Origin of the sequence: Ornithinibacillus massiliensis, from assembly GCF_018310345.1 — a bacterium.
Taxonomy (GTDB): domain Bacteria; phylum Bacillota; class Bacilli; order Bacillales; family Amphibacillaceae; genus Ornithinibacillus; species Ornithinibacillus massiliensis.
In genome coordinates this window covers 445,809-463,563 of the sequence record NZ_JAGXBY010000002.1, presented here as the reverse complement: position 1 = coordinate 463,563, position 17,755 = coordinate 445,809, and the positions used below count along the sequence as shown (strand labels likewise).

Annotated in this window: 21 protein-coding genes and 1 pseudogene; all 22 read left to right on the top strand. The window is 33.4% G+C overall.

What is annotated here, in order from left to right; translation table 11 throughout:
- The first annotated feature begins 32 nt into the window (after positions 1 to 32).
- A complete protein-coding gene (locus KGF86_RS06605) occupies positions 33 to 800 on the top strand; it encodes an ABC transporter ATP-binding protein (protein WP_186871443.1) in 768 nt (255 codons plus the stop codon).
- Positions 787 to 2,784, top strand: coding sequence for an ABC transporter permease (locus KGF86_RS06600; RefSeq protein WP_211741423.1), 1,998 nt, complete (start codon positions 787 to 789; stop codon positions 2,782 to 2,784). The genes KGF86_RS06605 and KGF86_RS06600 overlap by 14 nt, the downstream gene beginning before the upstream one ends.
- A 188-nt stretch (positions 2,785 to 2,972) precedes the next feature.
- Positions 2,973 to 3,110 carry a hypothetical protein gene (locus tag KGF86_RS06595; protein WP_211741422.1) on the top strand — a complete coding sequence of 46 codons (138 nt, stop codon included), beginning with the start codon at positions 2,973 to 2,975 and terminating at the stop codon, positions 3,108 to 3,110.
- A 383-nt stretch (positions 3,111 to 3,493) separates the two neighbouring features.
- Positions 3,494 to 4,036, top strand: coding sequence for an AAA family ATPase (locus KGF86_RS06590; RefSeq protein WP_246521352.1), 543 nt, complete (start codon positions 3,494 to 3,496; stop codon positions 4,034 to 4,036).
- Positions 4,037 to 4,117: 81 nt separating this feature from the next.
- Positions 4,118 to 4,631, top strand: a pseudogene (locus KGF86_RS06585) (shikimate kinase).
- A gap of 276 nt (positions 4,632 to 4,907) precedes the next feature.
- Positions 4,908 to 5,831 carry a helix-turn-helix domain-containing protein gene (locus tag KGF86_RS06580; RefSeq protein ID WP_211741420.1) on the top strand — a complete coding sequence of 308 codons (924 nt, stop codon included), beginning with the start codon at positions 4,908 to 4,910 and terminating at the stop codon, positions 5,829 to 5,831.
- A gap of 257 nt (positions 5,832 to 6,088) precedes the next feature.
- Positions 6,089 to 6,253, top strand: coding sequence for a hypothetical protein (locus tag KGF86_RS06575; RefSeq protein WP_211741419.1), 165 nt, complete (start codon positions 6,089 to 6,091; stop codon positions 6,251 to 6,253).
- Positions 6,219 to 6,788, top strand: coding sequence for a RibD family protein (locus tag KGF86_RS06570; RefSeq protein WP_211741418.1), 570 nt, complete (start codon positions 6,219 to 6,221; stop codon positions 6,786 to 6,788). Before KGF86_RS06575 ends, KGF86_RS06570 begins: the two co-directional genes overlap by 35 nt.
- Before the next feature lie 87 nt (positions 6,789 to 6,875).
- Entirely contained in the window at positions 6,876 to 7,133 is a 258-nt protein-coding gene (locus KGF86_RS19265; protein WP_246521350.1) for an NUDIX domain-containing protein, read from the top strand.
- A 275-nt stretch (positions 7,134 to 7,408) separates the two neighbouring features.
- Positions 7,409 to 7,843 (top strand): GNAT family N-acetyltransferase, encoded by a 435-nt coding sequence (locus KGF86_RS06560; RefSeq protein WP_343221438.1) that lies wholly within the window; start codon positions 7,409 to 7,411, stop codon positions 7,841 to 7,843.
- Between the two features lie 77 nt (positions 7,844 to 7,920).
- Positions 7,921 to 9,132 (top strand): serine hydrolase domain-containing protein, encoded by a 1,212-nt coding sequence (locus KGF86_RS06555; RefSeq protein WP_186871434.1) that lies wholly within the window; start codon positions 7,921 to 7,923, stop codon positions 9,130 to 9,132.
- A gap of 179 nt (positions 9,133 to 9,311) precedes the next feature.
- Entirely contained in the window at positions 9,312 to 9,605 is a 294-nt protein-coding gene (locus tag KGF86_RS06550) for a VOC family protein (protein WP_211741416.1), read from the top strand.
- A gap of 480 nt (positions 9,606 to 10,085) precedes the next feature.
- On the top strand, positions 10,086 to 10,964 hold the full coding sequence (locus tag KGF86_RS06545; RefSeq protein ID WP_186871432.1) for a CAP domain-containing protein: 879 nt from the start codon (positions 10,086 to 10,088) through the stop codon (positions 10,962 to 10,964).
- 297 nt (positions 10,965 to 11,261) lie between these two features.
- Positions 11,262 to 12,221 carry a helix-turn-helix transcriptional regulator gene (locus tag KGF86_RS06540; protein WP_186871431.1) on the top strand — a complete coding sequence of 320 codons (960 nt, stop codon included), beginning with the start codon at positions 11,262 to 11,264 and terminating at the stop codon, positions 12,219 to 12,221.
- A gap of 74 nt (positions 12,222 to 12,295) precedes the next feature.
- Positions 12,296 to 12,928 (top strand): type 1 glutamine amidotransferase family protein, encoded by a 633-nt coding sequence (locus KGF86_RS06535; protein WP_186871430.1) that lies wholly within the window; start codon positions 12,296 to 12,298, stop codon positions 12,926 to 12,928.
- 383 nt (positions 12,929 to 13,311) lie between these two features.
- Positions 13,312 to 13,929, top strand: a complete 618-nt coding sequence (locus tag KGF86_RS06530; RefSeq protein ID WP_211741415.1) for a class I SAM-dependent methyltransferase — start codon at positions 13,312 to 13,314, stop codon at positions 13,927 to 13,929.
- 191 nt (positions 13,930 to 14,120) lie between these two features.
- Complete coding sequence (locus KGF86_RS06525; RefSeq protein ID WP_343221431.1) at positions 14,121 to 14,585, top strand: 8-oxo-dGTP diphosphatase; 465 nt, start codon at positions 14,121 to 14,123, stop codon at positions 14,583 to 14,585.
- 62 nt (positions 14,586 to 14,647) lie between these two features.
- Complete coding sequence (locus KGF86_RS06520) at positions 14,648 to 14,983, top strand: peptide ABC transporter permease (RefSeq protein WP_211741413.1); 336 nt, start codon at positions 14,648 to 14,650, stop codon at positions 14,981 to 14,983.
- A gap of 58 nt (positions 14,984 to 15,041) precedes the next feature.
- Positions 15,042 to 15,842 (top strand): MBL fold metallo-hydrolase, encoded by an 801-nt coding sequence (locus KGF86_RS06515; protein WP_211741412.1) that lies wholly within the window; start codon positions 15,042 to 15,044, stop codon positions 15,840 to 15,842.
- Positions 15,843 to 15,907: 65 nt separating this feature from the next.
- On the top strand, positions 15,908 to 16,327 hold the full coding sequence (locus KGF86_RS06510; RefSeq protein ID WP_211741411.1) for an RDD family protein: 420 nt from the start codon (positions 15,908 to 15,910) through the stop codon (positions 16,325 to 16,327).
- Between the two features lie 246 nt (positions 16,328 to 16,573).
- Positions 16,574 to 16,969, top strand: a complete 396-nt coding sequence (locus tag KGF86_RS06505; protein ID WP_211741410.1) for an NUDIX hydrolase — start codon at positions 16,574 to 16,576, stop codon at positions 16,967 to 16,969.
- Positions 16,970 to 17,163: 194 nt separating this feature from the next.
- The gene (locus KGF86_RS06500) at positions 17,164 to 17,526 is read left to right on the top strand and encodes a VOC family protein (protein WP_211741409.1); all 363 of its coding nucleotides are present in this window, start codon (positions 17,164 to 17,166) and stop codon (positions 17,524 to 17,526) included.
- The last annotated feature ends 229 nt before the right edge of the window (positions 17,527 to 17,755 follow it).

The window sequence follows — 17,755 nt, the reverse complement described above, 5'->3', positions numbered from 1 at the left end:
TTTATTACAGTATACAGAGAGGAGGCGATGAAATGGAAATTGTACGTACGGAACGATTAATGAAAATTTATGGAGATCATCAACAAGAAGGAGCAACAACAGCACTGGATGGAATTAATCTATCAATCCAAAAGGGTGAGTTTGTTGCGATTATGGGGCCATCTGGAAGTGGGAAGACCACTTTGTTGAATATTTTAAGCGGGATAGATAAGCCCTCTGCAGGCTCTGTTCGTATTGCAGGAGATGAATTAAGCACCATGGAGAAGGAGGAGCTTGCTTTATTTAGAAGGAAGACGCTAGGATTTGTGTTTCAGGAATTTAATTTACTGGATAGCTTAACCATTAAAGAAAATATTTATTTACCGATGGTATTAGAAAAGAAATCTGCTAGCCAGATGGAACAAAAAGCAGACGAATTAATGGAGTTATTTGGTATCCGCCATTTACAAAACAAATATCCATATCATGTATCTGGTGGACAACAACAGCGTGCAGCAGTTACACGGGCTTTGGTGAATGAACCAGATATTATATTAGCCGATGAACCGACAGGAAACCTAGATTCTAAATCATCTACTGCCATTTTGGAATGCTTTGAAGAAATCATTACTACATTGCAAACAACGATATTAATTGTCACACATGATGTGTTTGCAGCTAGTTATTGCCAAAAAGTCATTTTTATTAAAGATGGGCGTATTCATTCCCAGATAAATAAAAAGGGAAGCAGGAAACAGTTTTTGGATCAAATTATGGACAACCTTGCAGTTTTAGGAGGAAAAAGCCATGACGTTCATTGAACTCGTTTGGAAAATGGCGAAGGTTAACTACAGAAAATATCTCTTCTATTTTCTGTGCAATAGCTTTGTAGTAATGGTTTTCTTTATGTTTTCTACGGTGTACTTTAATGAAGGCATTCGGAATGCGAATGAAATGGATGGAGAATCCCTATCTACTATCTTAATGATTCCATCGGTTGCATTAATAGTCTTTACGGTGTTTTTTATCCATTATGCCCATTCGGTTTTTATCAAGCGGAGGAAAAAGGAATTTGGACTCTTTATGATGGTGGGGATGTCGGATAAGGATATTAGTAAAGTTCTCTTACTGGAGAATAGCGCCATTGCTCTATTATCACTAGGAGTAGGGCTGTTATCAGGTAGTATCTTTTCCCGTTTGTTCTTTCTGTTATTGATGCATGTTTTAGAAATGGAATCAATTGCTTTTGAACTACATATAACGATGTTTGCTACAACGGTAGGGGTCTTTTTAATTGTTTTTTCAATTGGTGTAGCTAAATCTATCCTCGATATTAGAAGAGAAGAAGTTTTAACAATCTTTAAAGAGGATCGTGTAACAGAGAAGAATAAAGTTCGTAGTCCTTTGCTTGGTGGAGTCGGGCTACTATTAGTTATTGGTTCTATCAATTTTCAATATTATTTTTTCTCAAATTCTGATTACGATATAAATGATGGTTTAGTACTTCTTGTTGGATTAATTAGTTTACTTAGCGGTCTGTTTTTCACTATATCCCATTTTGGGAGTTTTTTGATACAGCTCGCGAGATCGAGAAAATCCGTTTATTATAATCGGATGTTATTTTTAGCAAATGTGGAATATAAGTTTAAACAGGTAAAAGGAATTTCATTACTATTGATTACGATGACCATGGTTACGATTTTTTACACCTCTATGTTACTATATTTCTACGCTTCTGCAGAGAAATTGGCTGAGGAACAACGTATTTATGATGTATCTTTTGCGCAGACAGCTATGAAGAACGCCATCTCGGATGATGAATTAAAACAACTATTTAATACAGATAATCATGAGATTAAGGAGCATGTAACTTTAGATGTCCTAGATTACTTTGAACAAAGTCCTCTAGGAGATTATTTCAATCGGTATAGTTTTCTTTCTGCAGAACAGTTTAATCAAATGTATTCGAAACATGTGGAAGTATCTCCAGGAGAAATGATTCGATTAGATAACATAAACCCCGAGTATCATGACCCGTATGTAGACCATGAGAATGGGGAAGGGAAATATTCAATTGCTCTAAAAGAAATCAAGTTAACGGAAAAGCAATCCATTATAGAACCGGTATTTGATCAACTTAACTTATATGAGGTTAATTTTTTCATTGTGCATCCCGATGATTATGATCGGATTGCTCAAAAACTTGAAGTGTACAAATCAACGATTCATGCATTAAACCTATTTAACTGGGAAAAATCTGGTGATGCATATGTGACATGGAAGGAACAATTAAAGAAACAAAATGGAATAGAAGGACAAGATCCATTACTATCTCGGTTAGATTACAGCACGGAGGAAGTGTTATTGGAGCCACAAGCTAAAATAGAGGTCTATAATTCCAATAGAAAAGCTGGGGGCATTCTATTTTTTATGTCTAGCTTTCTTGGTGCCCTATTTTTCGTTTCTTCGTTTATGGTGTTATATTTGAATATCTTTTCATCCATCGATCAAGAGCGAATGACATTCCATAAGTTATATAAAATTGGTATGACGAAAAAAGAAATACGAAAGGTTTTAGCAAAAGAGTTGCGTTTGCTATTCTTTTTAGCACCGTTGTTAGGCTTGGGTATTGCCTTTAGTTATGTTGCTATTTTTGCGAAAGATGCAGGGGGAATCGTTGATAACCCATTATTTACGGTGAATTTTATGATTGTTGCGGTTTTTTATTTTGTATTACAGATTGCCTATTATCTTCTAGCGAAGCATCGTTTTATGAAGGAAATTATGGGAGATCAAAAGTCATGACAAAAGGGGGAAGTCTTCTATTATGGAAAGACTTCCTTCTTTTATTCTACTTCTTATCGTAACCAAGCTCATTCCCTTGAGAAGAAATGTTGTAGAATAAGTATGTAACTTTTATAGATGTAAATCGTATAAGTAGTAAGCACTATATGTAATGAAATGATGCCGATGTTGTAACGGGGGGAATAGGGTTGGAATTAATAATAGGAATTGCTATTGTACTAATTATATTTTTTTCTTCAAGTATCATGGAAAAAAGGCTAAAAACCATTGAAAAACAAAACAATCGTGTCATAGAATTATTGGAAGAAATTAGAAATAATAGATAAGTTTGGTGTTGTTTTGTGTATATGCAGCAAAAACTTTGCGAGATTATTATATATTTTTAGTCCAATTCTCAACATAAAACGAATAGGGACTGTTATTGAATTAGACTTCTAGGATTTGCTCAAATGATACTTCAATAGAATGAACGCTGAGTAATTTTGTATAAATGGTTATGTTAAGTATATTTACACTTCCTCAAGTAAATACAATCTACTATGTTTTATTACGGAATCATATTGATTGGAATAAGAAAATAGAAGATATGTAAGCATATCAGTAAAAGAAATAGTAAGGTCATCTTATTGATGATCTTTATTTTTACATATATATTTTTGAAAATTAAGTTAAGTGAGTAAGGTAGATGTTAAATAGGAGGGGAATTACGTTGAACAAAAGAAACTATCCATTTGTTATTTCCATTGCAGGAGTGTCTGGTGGAGGAAAAACAACCATCACGAAACGATTAAATAAAAGGTTAACCAATACAAAAGTATTATTCTTTGATGATTATGATGTGGAGGGACCTATTGATATTATTGATTGGGTTGACAAAGGAGCTGTCTATGATGAATGGAATTTGGATGAGTTTTTTGTAGATTTAAAAGAATTGATTGATTCCCCATTAGAATACATTATATTGGATTATCCGTTTGCCTATAAACACGCTAAGATAAAAAGTTTAATAGATTTGGCTGTTTATATTGATACGCCTTTGGATATTGCCATGGCGCGTAGAGTAGTCCGAGATTATAATAATCGTTCTAAAGAAAGTATATTAAATGAAATGGAGAACTACTTATCGAGAGGGAGAAGAGGCTATTTGGAAATGATCCAGTCTATTAAACCCTGTTCGGATTTCATTGTGGATGGAACACTACCACCTTCTATTATAGTAGATAAAATTTATCATAATATTATAAACGAATAGATTTACTGGCTTTATTAAATTTATAGGAAGGAGGTAGTAAAAGAATTGGTACTTCTTTTTGGACCTCAAGCAGTTGGTAAAATGACTGTTGGACAGGAGTTAGCCAAAATAACAAGGTTAAAGCTGTTTTATAATCACATGACAATCGATTTAGTTAGTCAATTTTTCGACTACGGTACAAAAGAAGGAAAGAGGCTTGTTAATCTGTTTCGACAGGAGATTTTTGAAGAGGTATCCAAAAGTAATTTATACGGTATTATTTTTACATATGTCTGGGCTTTTGATTTAAAAGCCGATTGGGAATACGTTAATAAAGTGTCCCGACTGTTTGAATCAAGAGGTGGCACTGTTTATTAAGTAGAGCTTGAAGCTGATATAGAGAAAAGACTTTTACGAAATAAAAGTTTGAATCGAACATAAACCTTCCAAGAGGAATATTGATTGGTCAGAAAAAGATTTAATCCAATCAATGGAAAAATATAGTTTGAATTCATTGGAAGATGAAATTAAATTTAAGAACTATATAAAGATAGATAATACCAACATAAGTGCGGAAGTTGTAGCAGAAATGATCAAACAAAGATTTAATTTATAACGTAAAACCTCAACTATTCTTGCTGATAATTAAATTTACAACCTTATAGTAACTGAACGGTAAAAACAGCTTAGCTCTGCTATGTTTTTTCCGTGATTCAGATGTATTGTTTTGCACAGTATGATAACCTACAAGCCGTAAGACCGAATTCTATGTTGTTACATTCTACTGGTAGTAGAATTTTCTACTCAACTAACTGTTGATAGGCATCTTGTGATCTATATGCTACGCTTTCAGTAACAGTGCGCGCTGAAACAATTTTAGGAGGAAATTAGGATGTTAAATACAAGTAAGGTTGGAAGCTATATTTCGAAGCTAAGGAAGGAACGAGATTGGACACAAATGGAAATGGCGGATAAATTGAATGTTAGTCATCAGGCCGTGTCGAAATGGGAACGAGGTGATTCATTACCTGATATAGGAACATTAATGACTATTGGGCAAACTTTTGGGGTATCTATTGATGAGTTAATGAATGGGGGAGCAGATGAAGATAGTTCGGTATATATTAAGAACTTTGGGCACGTCATGAAAGGTTTTTCTGAAAGCCGACATGAGGACGTTTCTTCTATGATTAATACAGGAGAAGCGGATATGGAAGGATTAGTCAATGCTGCCCCTCTCTTAAAATCAAGTGAATTGACTGAAGTTACATCAAAACTGGATAAACGGTTATTAAATACGGATTTGCTTGTACGTTTAGCACCATTTATCGAAACAGAATTGTTAGATGAATTGGTTGTAGCCAGAACGATAGACGATGAATTTGATATAAGGTTTGTTCAGAAAATGGCTCCATTCCTCAGTAAAGATGTGTTAAGGGGATTAATTGACCAAGCAAATAAAGATGGAATGGATTTAAAGGCTGTTTCAAGATTAGCACCGTTTATTGGAAGGGAAGTAGTGGATGAGTTAATGGAGCAGGCAATCAGTAATGAGGTTGAGATGAAAACGATCGTTAACCTTGCTCCATTCTGCAGCCGCGAAAAGTTAATTAGTATAGTTGACCGGACGATGGAATGGCATTTAGATTCACACCTTCTCACCTCTTTAGCACCTTTTCTTGGAAGGGAATATTTAAATCGACTTGTGGAAGACAGAAAAATTGCTAATGTTAATCCAGAAGCGATTACTCGTCTAGCGCCGTTTGTTGACAAAACAACGTTGAGCAGATGGATTCAGGAGTTGTTAGAAAAATAGTTAAATCACTGTAGTGTTGAAGATGGGGAAGCTGTTTTACGCCTATTATCCGGAGATGGTATTAAATATTTTACATTGATTAAATAGACAAACTAGTACCCGTTATAGTAATCAATAGTCAAAAGTAAGAGATACTAATTCTAAACATTGGTATCTCTTACTATAACCAATGAATTCATTCTGTTCTAGTAGTCTATCACCGATAATTACAGGAGAAAAATCGATTTTATTTTTTGAATATTATGTTACCATTATGTATGAGTAAAAGAATAGAGGTGAGAGAAATGAATAGACCGAAAGTAATACTAAATGTTTTCTCCTCAATAGATGGAAAACTGACAACTGCCCCAAACCATAATGTATCAGAATGGACAAAAGAAGGAATTGATGGAGATGCACTTTCTAAGCCATCGGTTATATGATGACTTAGAATGTGTTGCATTATTATCTGGAAGTGAAACATTGATGGTGTATGGCAATCACTGGATTGAATTAGAAAAATCAGTTTATGAACCTAAAAAATCAAAAGCTTACATCGTTTTTGACGGGAGAGGTCGAATTAATTGGTATCAAACAGATGGGCTCATCGTTGTAACGAAAGAAGATGCTCCTCCTGCTTATTTTGAACAACTAGAAGCGAAAGAAATAACCTATATTATTGCAGGCAAGGATGACCATATTGACCTAACTTTAGCACTTCAAAAGTTATATGAAATGGGATTTAGAAAACTTGGCTTAAGTGGTGGAGGAGCAATCAACGGAGCTTTTTTAAGACAGGGTTTAATAGATGAAATTAGTATTGTATATTCTCCATTAGTAGTGGGCGGAAGAAGAACACCATCACTATTCGATTGCGATGAATTACAATCTGTACATGAAATAACTAAATTAGATATGATTCAGGTAAAGCTTGTTGGTTCAGGTTCTGTGTGGGTGCACTATAAAGTTAAGCAATAATGTTAGTCAGAAAGAAACTTTATTGGATCCGCTTTTAAAAATATTATAAATTATATAATTCTAATGGGAATATGGAGTGAGTTATAGTTGAAAATAAGAAGCTCTGTTCAAGCGATTATCATCAATGAAGGGAAACTATTAACTGTAAAAAAATATGATTATAACAAGTTTATGAACATACTCCCTGGTGGTGGTCAGGAACCAGGCGAGACTCTAAAAGAGGCAGTAATTAGGGAATGTAGAGAAGAGATAGGGGTAAAGGTTGAAGTAAACGAGCTTCTATTTGTAAGTAGTATATCGGAAAAAACCATGAACACGCTCGTTGGGATAGCGAAACTCACGTAGTGGTTCATCTTTTTTCCTGCACAGTTCCTTCAGATCTAAATAAATTAGGTAAGAATCTCGAACCTGACCCTGATCAAATAGGGATTGAGTGGATACCTATGAAAGAATTATCTAATTCTGATTTATACCCGAAAGCAATGATACCAATTCTATTAAAATATGAAACAGAAGGTGACGTTATTGCCACTTATGTTGGGGATATGGGGTAAGGAGACCATAAAGGGCATCTAATTTTTTACTTTCAATAAATACTACTAAAGATGAAGAAGGGAATAATAATGACTATATCAATTAAAGAATTAAATTCACAAAACGAAATTTTAGAAGCATTCACGGTTATGAAACAGCTACGAACTCATCTAGACGAAGAAACATATCTCGAATTAGTGTTGGATGCAAGAGATACGGATAGATATAAAATGTTCGCTTTATTTGATAGAGGAGAATTAGTTGCAGTAATTGGTTTTAAACCTATGATTACACTATACTACGGTAGATTTGTTTGGGTTTGTGACTTAGTAACCGATGCGAAAAGGCGTTCAAAGGGGTATGGAGAAAAGCTACTTACTTTTGTTCATAATTGGGCAAAAGAAAACAATTATGAAAGTGTTGCTTTGTCTTCAGGTTTACAAAGAACAAATGCACACCATTTTTATGAGGAAAAAATGAATTACGACAAGGTTAGCTATGTTTTTAGAACATGTTTGTAATAAACATTCGTTATATGGGTCACCAATGTCAATTATAGATAAAAGAGAGTTAGAAAATTGAAATCGATGGGGGACTTATGAAAAAAATTAGTATCTTGCTAATAGGATTAATTCTAGTTTTATTATCGTATCTGTTCATATTACCGGATTATAAATCATTCACCTATGTTAGTAGGAATATTCTCTGGGGTGAATCAGATTTTTACGATCATCAGAAGTTTGCATACAGAGAAATTGTGAAAGGGGATAATAGCTTCACCTTCGACTATAATTTGAAAGAAGAATTGATCGATGATGTGTTAAAGGATATTAGCTATAACTATAATCAAGAAAAATATACGATTGGAGAAGCTGAACAGTTCTTTACCGAATCGGATACAACTTCATTTATTATTATTAAGGATGATCATATAATATATGAAAAATATTTTAACGATTATAACAGAGAGTCTATAAATACGTCTTTCTCTGCTGCAAAATCTTTTGTATCATTTCTGATTGGTAAAGCAATAGAGGATGGATATATCGAGAGTATTGAAGAACCCATCACTAACTATATACCCGAATTGACAAATAAAGGATTTGAAGATATTAGTATACAAAACCTACTCATGATGTCCTCTGGAATACATTATGAGGAAGGTCGATTATTATTTGGAGATGACGCTAAAACATATTATTCTCCTAATCTAAGGAGTTTAGCTCTAGAAGAAACTGAATTAGTTGATATACCAGGAGAGAAGTTCCTATACAACAATTATAATCCTCTATTATTAGGGATAATTTTAGAGAGGTCAACTAAACAAAGTGTTTCTGAATATTTACAAAAGACGTTATGGGAACCAGTAGGAATGGAGTTCTCAGCTTCTTGGAGTATAGACAGTAAAAAGCATGGATTCGAAAAAATGGAAAGTGGTATAAATGCTAGACCTATAGATTTTGCTAAATTTGGCAAATTGTATTTAGATGAAGGTAACTGGAACGAAGAACAGGTTATTTCGAGTCAATGGGTAATTGATTCTACAAAACCAATTGAGGGCTTGAAGGATTCTTATTATGGCTCTACACAATGGGACTTTTTTAACCGTAACCACGGTTATTATGCATATATGTGGTTAGGCTACAATCGTGGAGAAGAAGAATATGATTTCTTTGCACATGGTAAATATGGTCAAGTTATTTACGTTAGCCCTAAATATAATGTTGTTATAGTTCGTAATGGAATAACAACTGGAAAGGTAGACTGGTGGCCAGAGATTTTGTTTGAATTATCAAGTAAGCTAGATTAGCTAATCAACCCAGATTGCAAGTATCATAACTATTATGGCATACATACAAACGAGAACACTCTAATTAACCTTATAGCATTTAATCTCCACAGAATATAAGAGAGCAAACCAGAAGAATTTGAATTAGGCATTAAGTGTTATCTTTAAGATGCAATTACATAGTTTTAGGAGTGATTATTTTGATTTTTGAAATGACTGTTCAGATTCGAGTACCAGATATGGAAGAAGGGCAAAAATGGTACGAAGAACTGTTTCAACGTAAACCTGATTTTGTCCCCCATGAAGGATTTGCAGAATGGGAGGTTGTTCCAGGTAGTTGGTTGCAACTTGCTAAGGGTACACCAGCAAAAGGGAGTGGTCCACTTCGTTTAGGAGTTTTAAACATGGAGAAAGAGAAAAACAGAGTTATTCATGATTTGAATGTAGAAAACTTTGAGATTTATTCACTACGAGTATCAGAAAATAAGCTTTAAATAGTGATAATACTTCGACTGCACCCCATTTGGAGGTGTTTTTCTTTTGAACTGAATTTAGATTGCTTGACTACTTACTAACATTTCCCTGCTAGGATTGAAGACTAGAAGGAAACTAGGAGATATTAGCTGCAAGTGTATTTTTCCTTATCTAGTAATTCTGCCTCTATGTCCGTAAATAAGTCGGAATTTATATTACAAAATAGCGATAATTGTTACAAAAAGCGCATTCGCGAAAAGTTGTCAATACTATATTCCTAGAATTAATTTCCTGTTTTCCTATTTTATAGCAATAAAATTAAGACTATTATTCTTCTGTTCTAGTTAATAACTCTAGTGTTTTTATATAATGATGGAGTTACGAGTAGATTCCGACCATGTTAATGGGAAATTAATCCATAAATATTACAAAAAACGTGTGTTATGATGTGTTCGTAAGTTGATAAACAAACATTTAGCGAAAAGGAGAGGGAAATTTCAATGTTTAAGAAAATTGGAATGGTTACAGCTTTATCAGCAGCTCTTATCTTTGGAGCAGGTTTTGATACAGCAAATGCCGAATCAAATCATTCGTTTAACTATAAATTCTACTATTCAATCAATGGAGAAAATGGTAGTTTGACTGGACAAGAAGCACAAGCAAAAATTCATAATCTAATCAATAAACTGATGGAAAAATATCATATTGATTGGAAAGAAGCAAATAAGAACGTAACTCAAAAGGAACAACCAGCTCAACCAGAAAAGTCTGAACAAAAAGAGCAGCCAGCACAAAAAGAAGAACCTGCTCAGCCGGAAAAAACTGAGCAACAAGAGCAACCTGCACAAAAGGAAGAACCTGCTCAACCAGAGAAGACTGAGCAACAAGAACAACCAGTGAAAGAGCCGGCTAAGGAACAAACTGAACAGGCTCCAGCTAAAGATCAAGCAACAGAACAAATAGCAGAAGAAACTGAGAAAAACCAATCTCAAGCATCTGAACTAAGTCAATTCGAGCAAGAAGTAGTCGAGCTTACAAATCAAGAAAGAGAGAAAAATGGCTTAGCTCCCTTGAAAGTTGATACAGAATTAAGTAAAGTAGCGAGAGAAAAATCACGCGATATGGCAGCAAGCAATTACTTTAGCCATAATAGCCCAAATTATGGTTCACCATTTGATATGATGAAAAGCTTTGGAATAACTTACCGTACTGCAGGTGAAAACATCGCCAAAGGCCAGCGCTCTCCACAAGAAGTAGTTAATGCTTGGATGAACAGTGAAGGCCACCGTGCAAATATACTAAATTCGAACTTTACACACATTGGTGTAGGGTATGTGGAACAAGGGAACATTTGGACACAACAATTTATCGGTAAATAAATTTGGACTCATCAAGAGATTAGCAAATTGCTAGTCTCTTTTTTTGTATGGATAAAAAATGTTCCAGATACCTGGGATTTGTAAGGAAGAATGTTCCGTATAAAGTATAAACGTTATTAGGCTACCATCCCTGTTTAGTGCGTGAAGAATGGTCCTGCAATAGACGATTACTAATTTATAATACGAGGATGCTTGTTACGAAAAGGGGGACTACGCTATACTTGTTTTATTATAATACTTACCTCAATTAAAATATCGTTTAGACTTATATTAACTACCATACAGAGGTGCAAATAAATGCCTAAAATTGACAATGTACTAGCAATCTTATGGATGCTAAGTTCCGGTGAAAAAATTACTGCTAAACAAATCTCCGAAAAGTTAGAGATGAATATAAGAACTGTGTATCGTTATATTGATACGCTTTCAATTAGTGGTGTACCCATAGTTTCAGAACCAGGACATAACGGCGGATATACTTTATTGAATAATTTTATACAAGCTCCCCTTATCTTCAATCTAGAAGAGCAAACCTCATTACTTCATGCTGCTGTGTTTGCAGAAGAAGCAGGATATTACGGAGATGAATCGTTAAACAGGGCTATTTCAAAGCTAAGAAAATATTCTAATCAAGAACAGCAAGAAAAGTTAAACCAACATTCATCCATTCTTGAGGTAATAAATGGAGTAAGTTCCTCTACAGTACCTTACTTGAAGGAGTTAAAAAAGGCTATAACAGACGGATATTCCGTAAAAATCCTATACCAAAAAAGTGGTGAAAATCTACCAAATGATAGATTGGTTGATCCGTATAGAATTATATATTGGAACAATAAGTGGTATGTAATTGGATTTTGTCACCGTAGGAATGATATTCGTAGTTTTAGGATAGAAAGAGTTGGAAATTTATTGATAACTGAACATAAATTTAATCAGCCAAATCAATTTTTAGCACGGGGCTATTTTATGAAAAATCTACTTCCAACTTTGAATGAAGGGAAAGAAATTATTTCTGTAGTTATCAAAGGAAATACAAATTCTCTAGATGACATTTGTCAAAATTGGTTTTTAGGGCATTATTTGCAAGAACGTATTTCAAATCAAGCAGTATTTACTCTCGAAAAAGATATGATACATACATATTTACCTAATATACTCTTATCGTATGGGAAATCTATTCAAGTGATTGAGCCAATAAGTCTTAAGGATAGGCTTATCGAAGTTCTATCCGATTTAATAAAATTTCATCAAATATAACAACTCCCCTGACGTTAGCTGTCAGGGAAGTTGTATTATAATGGGCAATATCAATAGGATTGGAGTGTTAACGGATGCAAATAAAAACTGCTTATCTTTATGTATTTAATACGATGTCAGATTGGGAATATGGATATTTAATTGCTGAACTAAACTCAGGAAGATATTTTAAAAAAGGGTTAGCACCTTTAGAAGTAGTCACAATTGGAATGAATAAAGAAGTAATTAGTACAATGGGAGGACTAAGTATAAAACCAGATATTACCCTAGATGAATGTAATCTTCAGGGTGAGGAGCTTTTAATCTTACCTGGAGGTACCACTTGGAGTGAAGAAATCCATCAACCTATTTTGAGAAAAATTGGGGATGCAATTGAACTTGGCACAATTATCGCAGCCATTTGTGGTGCAACAGAAGGACTCGCGAATATGGGTTACTTAGATTCCAGAAAGCATACTAGTAATGACTTAGAGTATTTGAAAATGGTTTGTCCTAATTATAATGGAGATAATTTTTATGAGAGAAGTCCTGTGGTAACTGATACAAATCTGATTACTGCTTCTGGCGTAGCTCCATTGGAATTTGCTAATGAAGTATTGAAAAAACTAAATGTATTTGCACCAGATACATTAGATTCATGGTATAAACTTAATAAGACTCATAAGCCTGAACATTTCTACCAGCTAATGAATTCAATAAACAAATGAACTGAAAGATTATTGTAGTATGAGTATTACATTTACTTTAACTAACGATGCTTTAGGTTAATCCTATAATGAAATCCTGAAGATGATGCTTGAAATCCTGAAAAGGAGTTCTCAAATCCTGAAGAAGGTGCCCCAAATCCTGAAAGACCCCCCTCAAATCCTGAAGAGTATGCTAACTAGATGGATCAAGGTGTCAAATTAGAAATGTAGATGAAATATATGAAGATAACGAAGGTCTGAGGCAATTGTTTTTAACAAGGCGGCAATTATTGGCCGTCTTGTTTTATTCTAAAATTTTAATTTTTTCTGTAATTATATGTTAAAATTAAGGGGATAAGTAGAGGCAGATAGTTTAATAAGCTAATAACAAAGGGGATGAGTTAATGAAAAGAACAATAGAAAATATCGCAGAATCATATAATACAAAGGCACAGGAAAGAGATTCATCTACAATGCAAGCATGGAAGGTCAAAGAAAGAGAAGTTTTTTTAGATTACATACAAAGTGAAAACGTAAATAGTCTATTGGAAATTGGAGCAGGACCAGGGAAAGATAGCCTGTTTTTTAAAGAAAAAGGGTTAAACACTTTTAGTACGGATATATCGCCTGAAATGATTAAACTATGTAAAGAAAAAGGTTTAAATGCTCAAGTAATGAGTTTTTCAAATCTTGTTTTTTCTGATAAACATTTTGATTCTATCTGGGCAATGAATTGTTTACTTCACGTTTCTAAAGAAGATATACAAAGTGTTCTTAATGAAATTAAACGAGTTTTAACACCAAATGGATTATTTTATTTAGGAGTTTATGGTGGTGAAAATTCAGAGGGAATCTGGCAAGATGATGCTTATATTCCTAAAAGATTCTTCTCCTTTTATGAAGATCACACCCTAAAAGAATTATTATCGAAGTTCTTTATAATAGAATACTTTAACGTGGTACCAAAAGAAATAGTTGGAGGTAATTTACACTTCCAATCTTTTATTTTAAGAAATAAGTAGATAGGAACTATCATGATGTTAATAGGTTCCATAGTAGAAAAGCAGCTCATCAGATTGATGATCCTTATTATTGGAATATTATGTTAAAATATTGGAGATTGGTGCTAAGCAGATTGGCGTCTTAGTCTAGGAAACATAATCCAATTAATCAATAACTTACAAAAAGAACTTCATAAAAACAACGTAAAAGGGTGATACTCTTGAGCAGAAGTGAAAATGTCGTATTAACCAATATGTGTATGATCTATGATAATAAAGGAAGAATTCTTGTACAAGATAGAGTGAATTCCAATTGGCCTGGTATTACATTTCCAGGTGGTCATGTGACCGAATTCGAATCTTTCACGGATTCAGTGATACGTGAAGTATATGAAGAAACAGGATTGACTATTACATCACCTGCACTTTGTGGTATCAAACAATTTCAAACAACAGAAGGAGAGCGTTATGTTGTCCTTCTTTATAAAACGAATCAGTTTGAAGGCGAATTAAGATCCTCTCAAGAAGGGAATGTATTCTGGATAAATAGAGAGGACCTTTTGAATTATAATCTAGCGAATGATTTTGAGAAAATGCTTCAAGTATTTGAATCAGAAGACATTAACGAATTGTATTATTTGAAGGAAGGAGAACGATTAACTTCAAAGTTTCTTTAACGGTAGCGCGTTCAACTAAGTGTTAGGAGTTCTCATAGGGTCATTAGAGTAAGGGGGATAAAATGGGGATTTCAGAAATAATCTTTTTTATGATTGTATATGGTGGTCTGTTTATATATATATTTCAAACAATTTCTTCAAATAATAGAGTACTATTTTATCTAAAGTCAGCAATTCTACTACTTTTGTATATATTTATTTCCAGTATTTTTTGGTTTCGCTACAAAGGAGAAGAATTACATATTAATAATCATAGTGGTTATGAGCCGATTAGTTATACTGGTGAAGCTATTCTAATGATTGGTTTCTTCAGTATCTATACCGTCATTTTATTAATACTAAGTTATCTTTTAAAAAGAAAGAGGCATTCGTACTTTTTATCGATTTTCAGTAAATAGATCAGTGTCTAACAGGGCAGATAATAGACTTATGCTTAGAACGTCTAGGGGGGATTTTATGTTTCATTTTCAAGAGAATAATATTACTGTTTTTCAAAGCTCATTGTATATGACTTCTACAGCTATCATACAATCTAATGATGTTATTATCATGACCGATCCTAATTGGCTGCCTGGTGAAATCCAGGAAATTAGGAATTTTATAAATGAGCATTTGGATAATAAGGAACTCTATATTATTTATACACATAGTGATTACGACCATGTTATAGGTTCGGGTGCATTTCCAGAAGCAAAAGTAATCGCAACAGAGGAATTCATCAATAATCCAGATAAAGAAGAAATTGTTCAGAAAATGTATGAGTTTGACCAAAAGTATTATATTGATAGAAATTATGTTCCTACTTATCCAGTGGTTGATATACCAATTGTGAAAAATGGCGAAAGCAAAAATTTAGGAGACTTATCTTTAACGTTCTATAAAGCACCAGGACATACAAATGATAGTTTATTTACTATCATTGAACCATACGGGATATTCCTCTCAGGTGACTATCTATCCGATGTAGAATTTCCTTTTATATTTAGTAAGTATGAGGATTATGTAGATACCATTGAGAGAGCTTCGTACATTTTAAACCATTTCAATATCAACTATTTGATACCTGGTCACGGTTCGACCACGACAAAAAAGGAAGAAATGTTAAATAGAATAAGCTTCTCTAAAAATTATTTACAACAACTAATTCATGATAATGGAGATTTAGAAACCAAATGTCGTTCTAAGTTCCGCTTTTTTGAAGGAATGAAGAGCATTCATTATGATAATAAGCGAATAGCAATAGAGGAAAAGGTTTAGAGAATTAATGAAAACAGGATGGAATAAGAAATTGCATACTTAAAAATATCATGACATAGAGGGGAATGGTTCTTATTGATATCATAAAGGATAGTCCTGTAGATATCACTGAACGTGGCTTCGCTTTGATGATTGATTTAGTAATAACGATTGGGTTTTCGATTTTAATGCATTTTCTCTTCGACTTTCATCCATTATTTGTTGCAATAATTTTTTCTTACTTATATGATGTATTCCTTCCATTATTTTGGAATGGTTATACCGTAGGAAAACGAATTCTAGGTATCCGAATAGCCTGTTTAACAGGTGAAAAGTTGACTTTAGGTACGATGATAATTAGAGGTTTTTTAGCGCAACTACTTTACAGTATTACTGCTGGTATTTTACTAATTGCAAGTATTTATTTAGTAGCCACAAGAACGGATAGACGCTCTATTCACGATTTATTGGCAAGAACTTACGTTACATCTAATATACCAGAGTAAAAGTAAGAAATTGGATCTTTGGTTGCAGTATCTCACTTAGGGAAATGAATTTTCAAACAAAATGGTATATCAGTTAGACAAGGTGACTTTTAATTCAGCTTATCTTCATTTTTTAGAAAATTATGTTTATATGGAAGTGTAGAACTATCAAATGATTAAAACATATTAGCAATAAAGCTATGATAACGATATCTACAATACATTGCGTTATTATAAAATGAGTTATTAACAAAAGAGGTTATGGATATGCGAAATAGAGCTTCGGTTGTGATTATCGAAAATCAGAAGGTAGCACTAATTAAAAGAATGAATGCTGGTTCCATTTATTATGTATTTCCAGGTGGTGGAATAGAAAAAGGGGAAACACCAGAAAATAGAGCAAGAAGAGAAGCTTTTGAGGAATTGGGAGTAGAAGTAAAGGTCAAAGAATGTATAGCAGAAGTTGAATATAACGGAATTCAATACTATTTCTTATCTGAAATCATCAATGGCACATTCGGAACTGGCCAGGGTGAAGAATACACGCATAAAGAGAGAAATAGAGGTATTTACTTGCCAGTATGGGTAGATATAAGTAGATTATCTGAAATAGATGTTAAACCAAAAGAAGTTGCTATACGAGTTCTAACCTTATTCAAGTAGTTGCTACACTATTTAAACTAGATAACCATCGAAAGAAGTCTCTTAACTATTAATTTCCGAATATTATGTTATGAAATTAGTAGTAGTTTGTGTACTAACGGAAAAGTGTTAATAGAAGAGATGCAAACATTTTTCAAGATAACTGAAGATTGAATTTATCAAGGTAGTAATAATAACCCAAGGAGATGAGTGTTATGAGTAAACAGATACAAGAAAAATTTATTGAACGGATTGACGCAGTATTTCTTCCTGTGAAAGATCTTAAAGAATCGATGAATTGGTACCAGGAAATTTTTGGTTTTAAGCTACTATGGGAAAATGATAGAATGTGTAGTCTATCAATAGCACCCAATTGTGGATTTCACCTTGTGCAAATTGTGGATTTTCAGCCAATTGATAAATACACGCCTTTTAACTATGTTGTTAAGGATATAGAAAAGGTTAGAAATATGCTAAAAGACAAAGATATAACCATATCTCCTATAAGAGATGGAGAACCTAAACGGTTTGATTTGACTGATATAAATGGAAATATGATTAGTGTTATACAATTATAATTATTTTTAAATAAGGGTTGTCACATAGAGAATTATATGAACCCAACAGAAATGAGAGAGTTTAATGTTCCAACAGCATTTGCGCTTAATTCCAGAGAGTTTTTCACAAACTATGTATTCGTTATCAGTTCAACCGTCGATATAGTGCATATAAATATAGTAGGATTGGTTTGCAATTTTAAAAAAATCAAAATGTTCCATGACATAATACGTTGGTAGAGTGTAGTGT

Excerpts from the sequence above, each read along its gene's own strand:
- KGF86_RS06605 (WP_186871443.1), top strand. The coding sequence starts at position 33 with ATGGAAATTGTACGTACGGAACGATTAATGAAAATTTATGGAGATCAT.
- KGF86_RS06600 (WP_211741423.1), top strand. The coding sequence starts at position 787 with ATGACGTTCATTGAACTCGTTTGGAAAATGGCGAAGGTTAACTACAGA.
- KGF86_RS06580 (WP_211741420.1), top strand. The coding sequence starts at position 4,908 with ATGTTAAATACAAGTAAGGTTGGAAGCTATATTTCGAAGCTAAGGAAG.
- KGF86_RS06575 (WP_211741419.1), top strand. The coding sequence starts at position 6,089 with ATGAGTAAAAGAATAGAGGTGAGAGAAATGAATAGACCGAAAGTAATA.
- KGF86_RS06570 (WP_211741418.1), top strand. The coding sequence starts at position 6,219 with ATGGAGATGCACTTTCTAAGCCATCGGTTATATGATGACTTAGAATGT.
- KGF86_RS06555 (WP_186871434.1), top strand. The coding sequence starts at position 7,921 with ATGAAAAAAATTAGTATCTTGCTAATAGGATTAATTCTAGTTTTATTA.
- KGF86_RS06545 (WP_186871432.1), top strand. The coding sequence starts at position 10,086 with ATGTTTAAGAAAATTGGAATGGTTACAGCTTTATCAGCAGCTCTTATC.
- KGF86_RS06540 (WP_186871431.1), top strand. The coding sequence starts at position 11,262 with ATGCCTAAAATTGACAATGTACTAGCAATCTTATGGATGCTAAGTTCC.
- KGF86_RS06535 (WP_186871430.1), top strand. The coding sequence starts at position 12,296 with ATGCAAATAAAAACTGCTTATCTTTATGTATTTAATACGATGTCAGAT.
- KGF86_RS06530 (WP_211741415.1), top strand. The coding sequence starts at position 13,312 with ATGAAAAGAACAATAGAAAATATCGCAGAATCATATAATACAAAGGCA.
- KGF86_RS06520 (WP_211741413.1), top strand. The coding sequence starts at position 14,648 with ATGGGGATTTCAGAAATAATCTTTTTTATGATTGTATATGGTGGTCTG.
- KGF86_RS06515 (WP_211741412.1), top strand. The coding sequence starts at position 15,042 with ATGTTTCATTTTCAAGAGAATAATATTACTGTTTTTCAAAGCTCATTG.
- KGF86_RS06510 (WP_211741411.1), top strand. The coding sequence starts at position 15,908 with ATGGTTCTTATTGATATCATAAAGGATAGTCCTGTAGATATCACTGAA.
- KGF86_RS06505 (WP_211741410.1), top strand. The coding sequence starts at position 16,574 with ATGCGAAATAGAGCTTCGGTTGTGATTATCGAAAATCAGAAGGTAGCA.
- KGF86_RS06500 (WP_211741409.1), top strand. The coding sequence starts at position 17,164 with ATGAGTAAACAGATACAAGAAAAATTTATTGAACGGATTGACGCAGTA.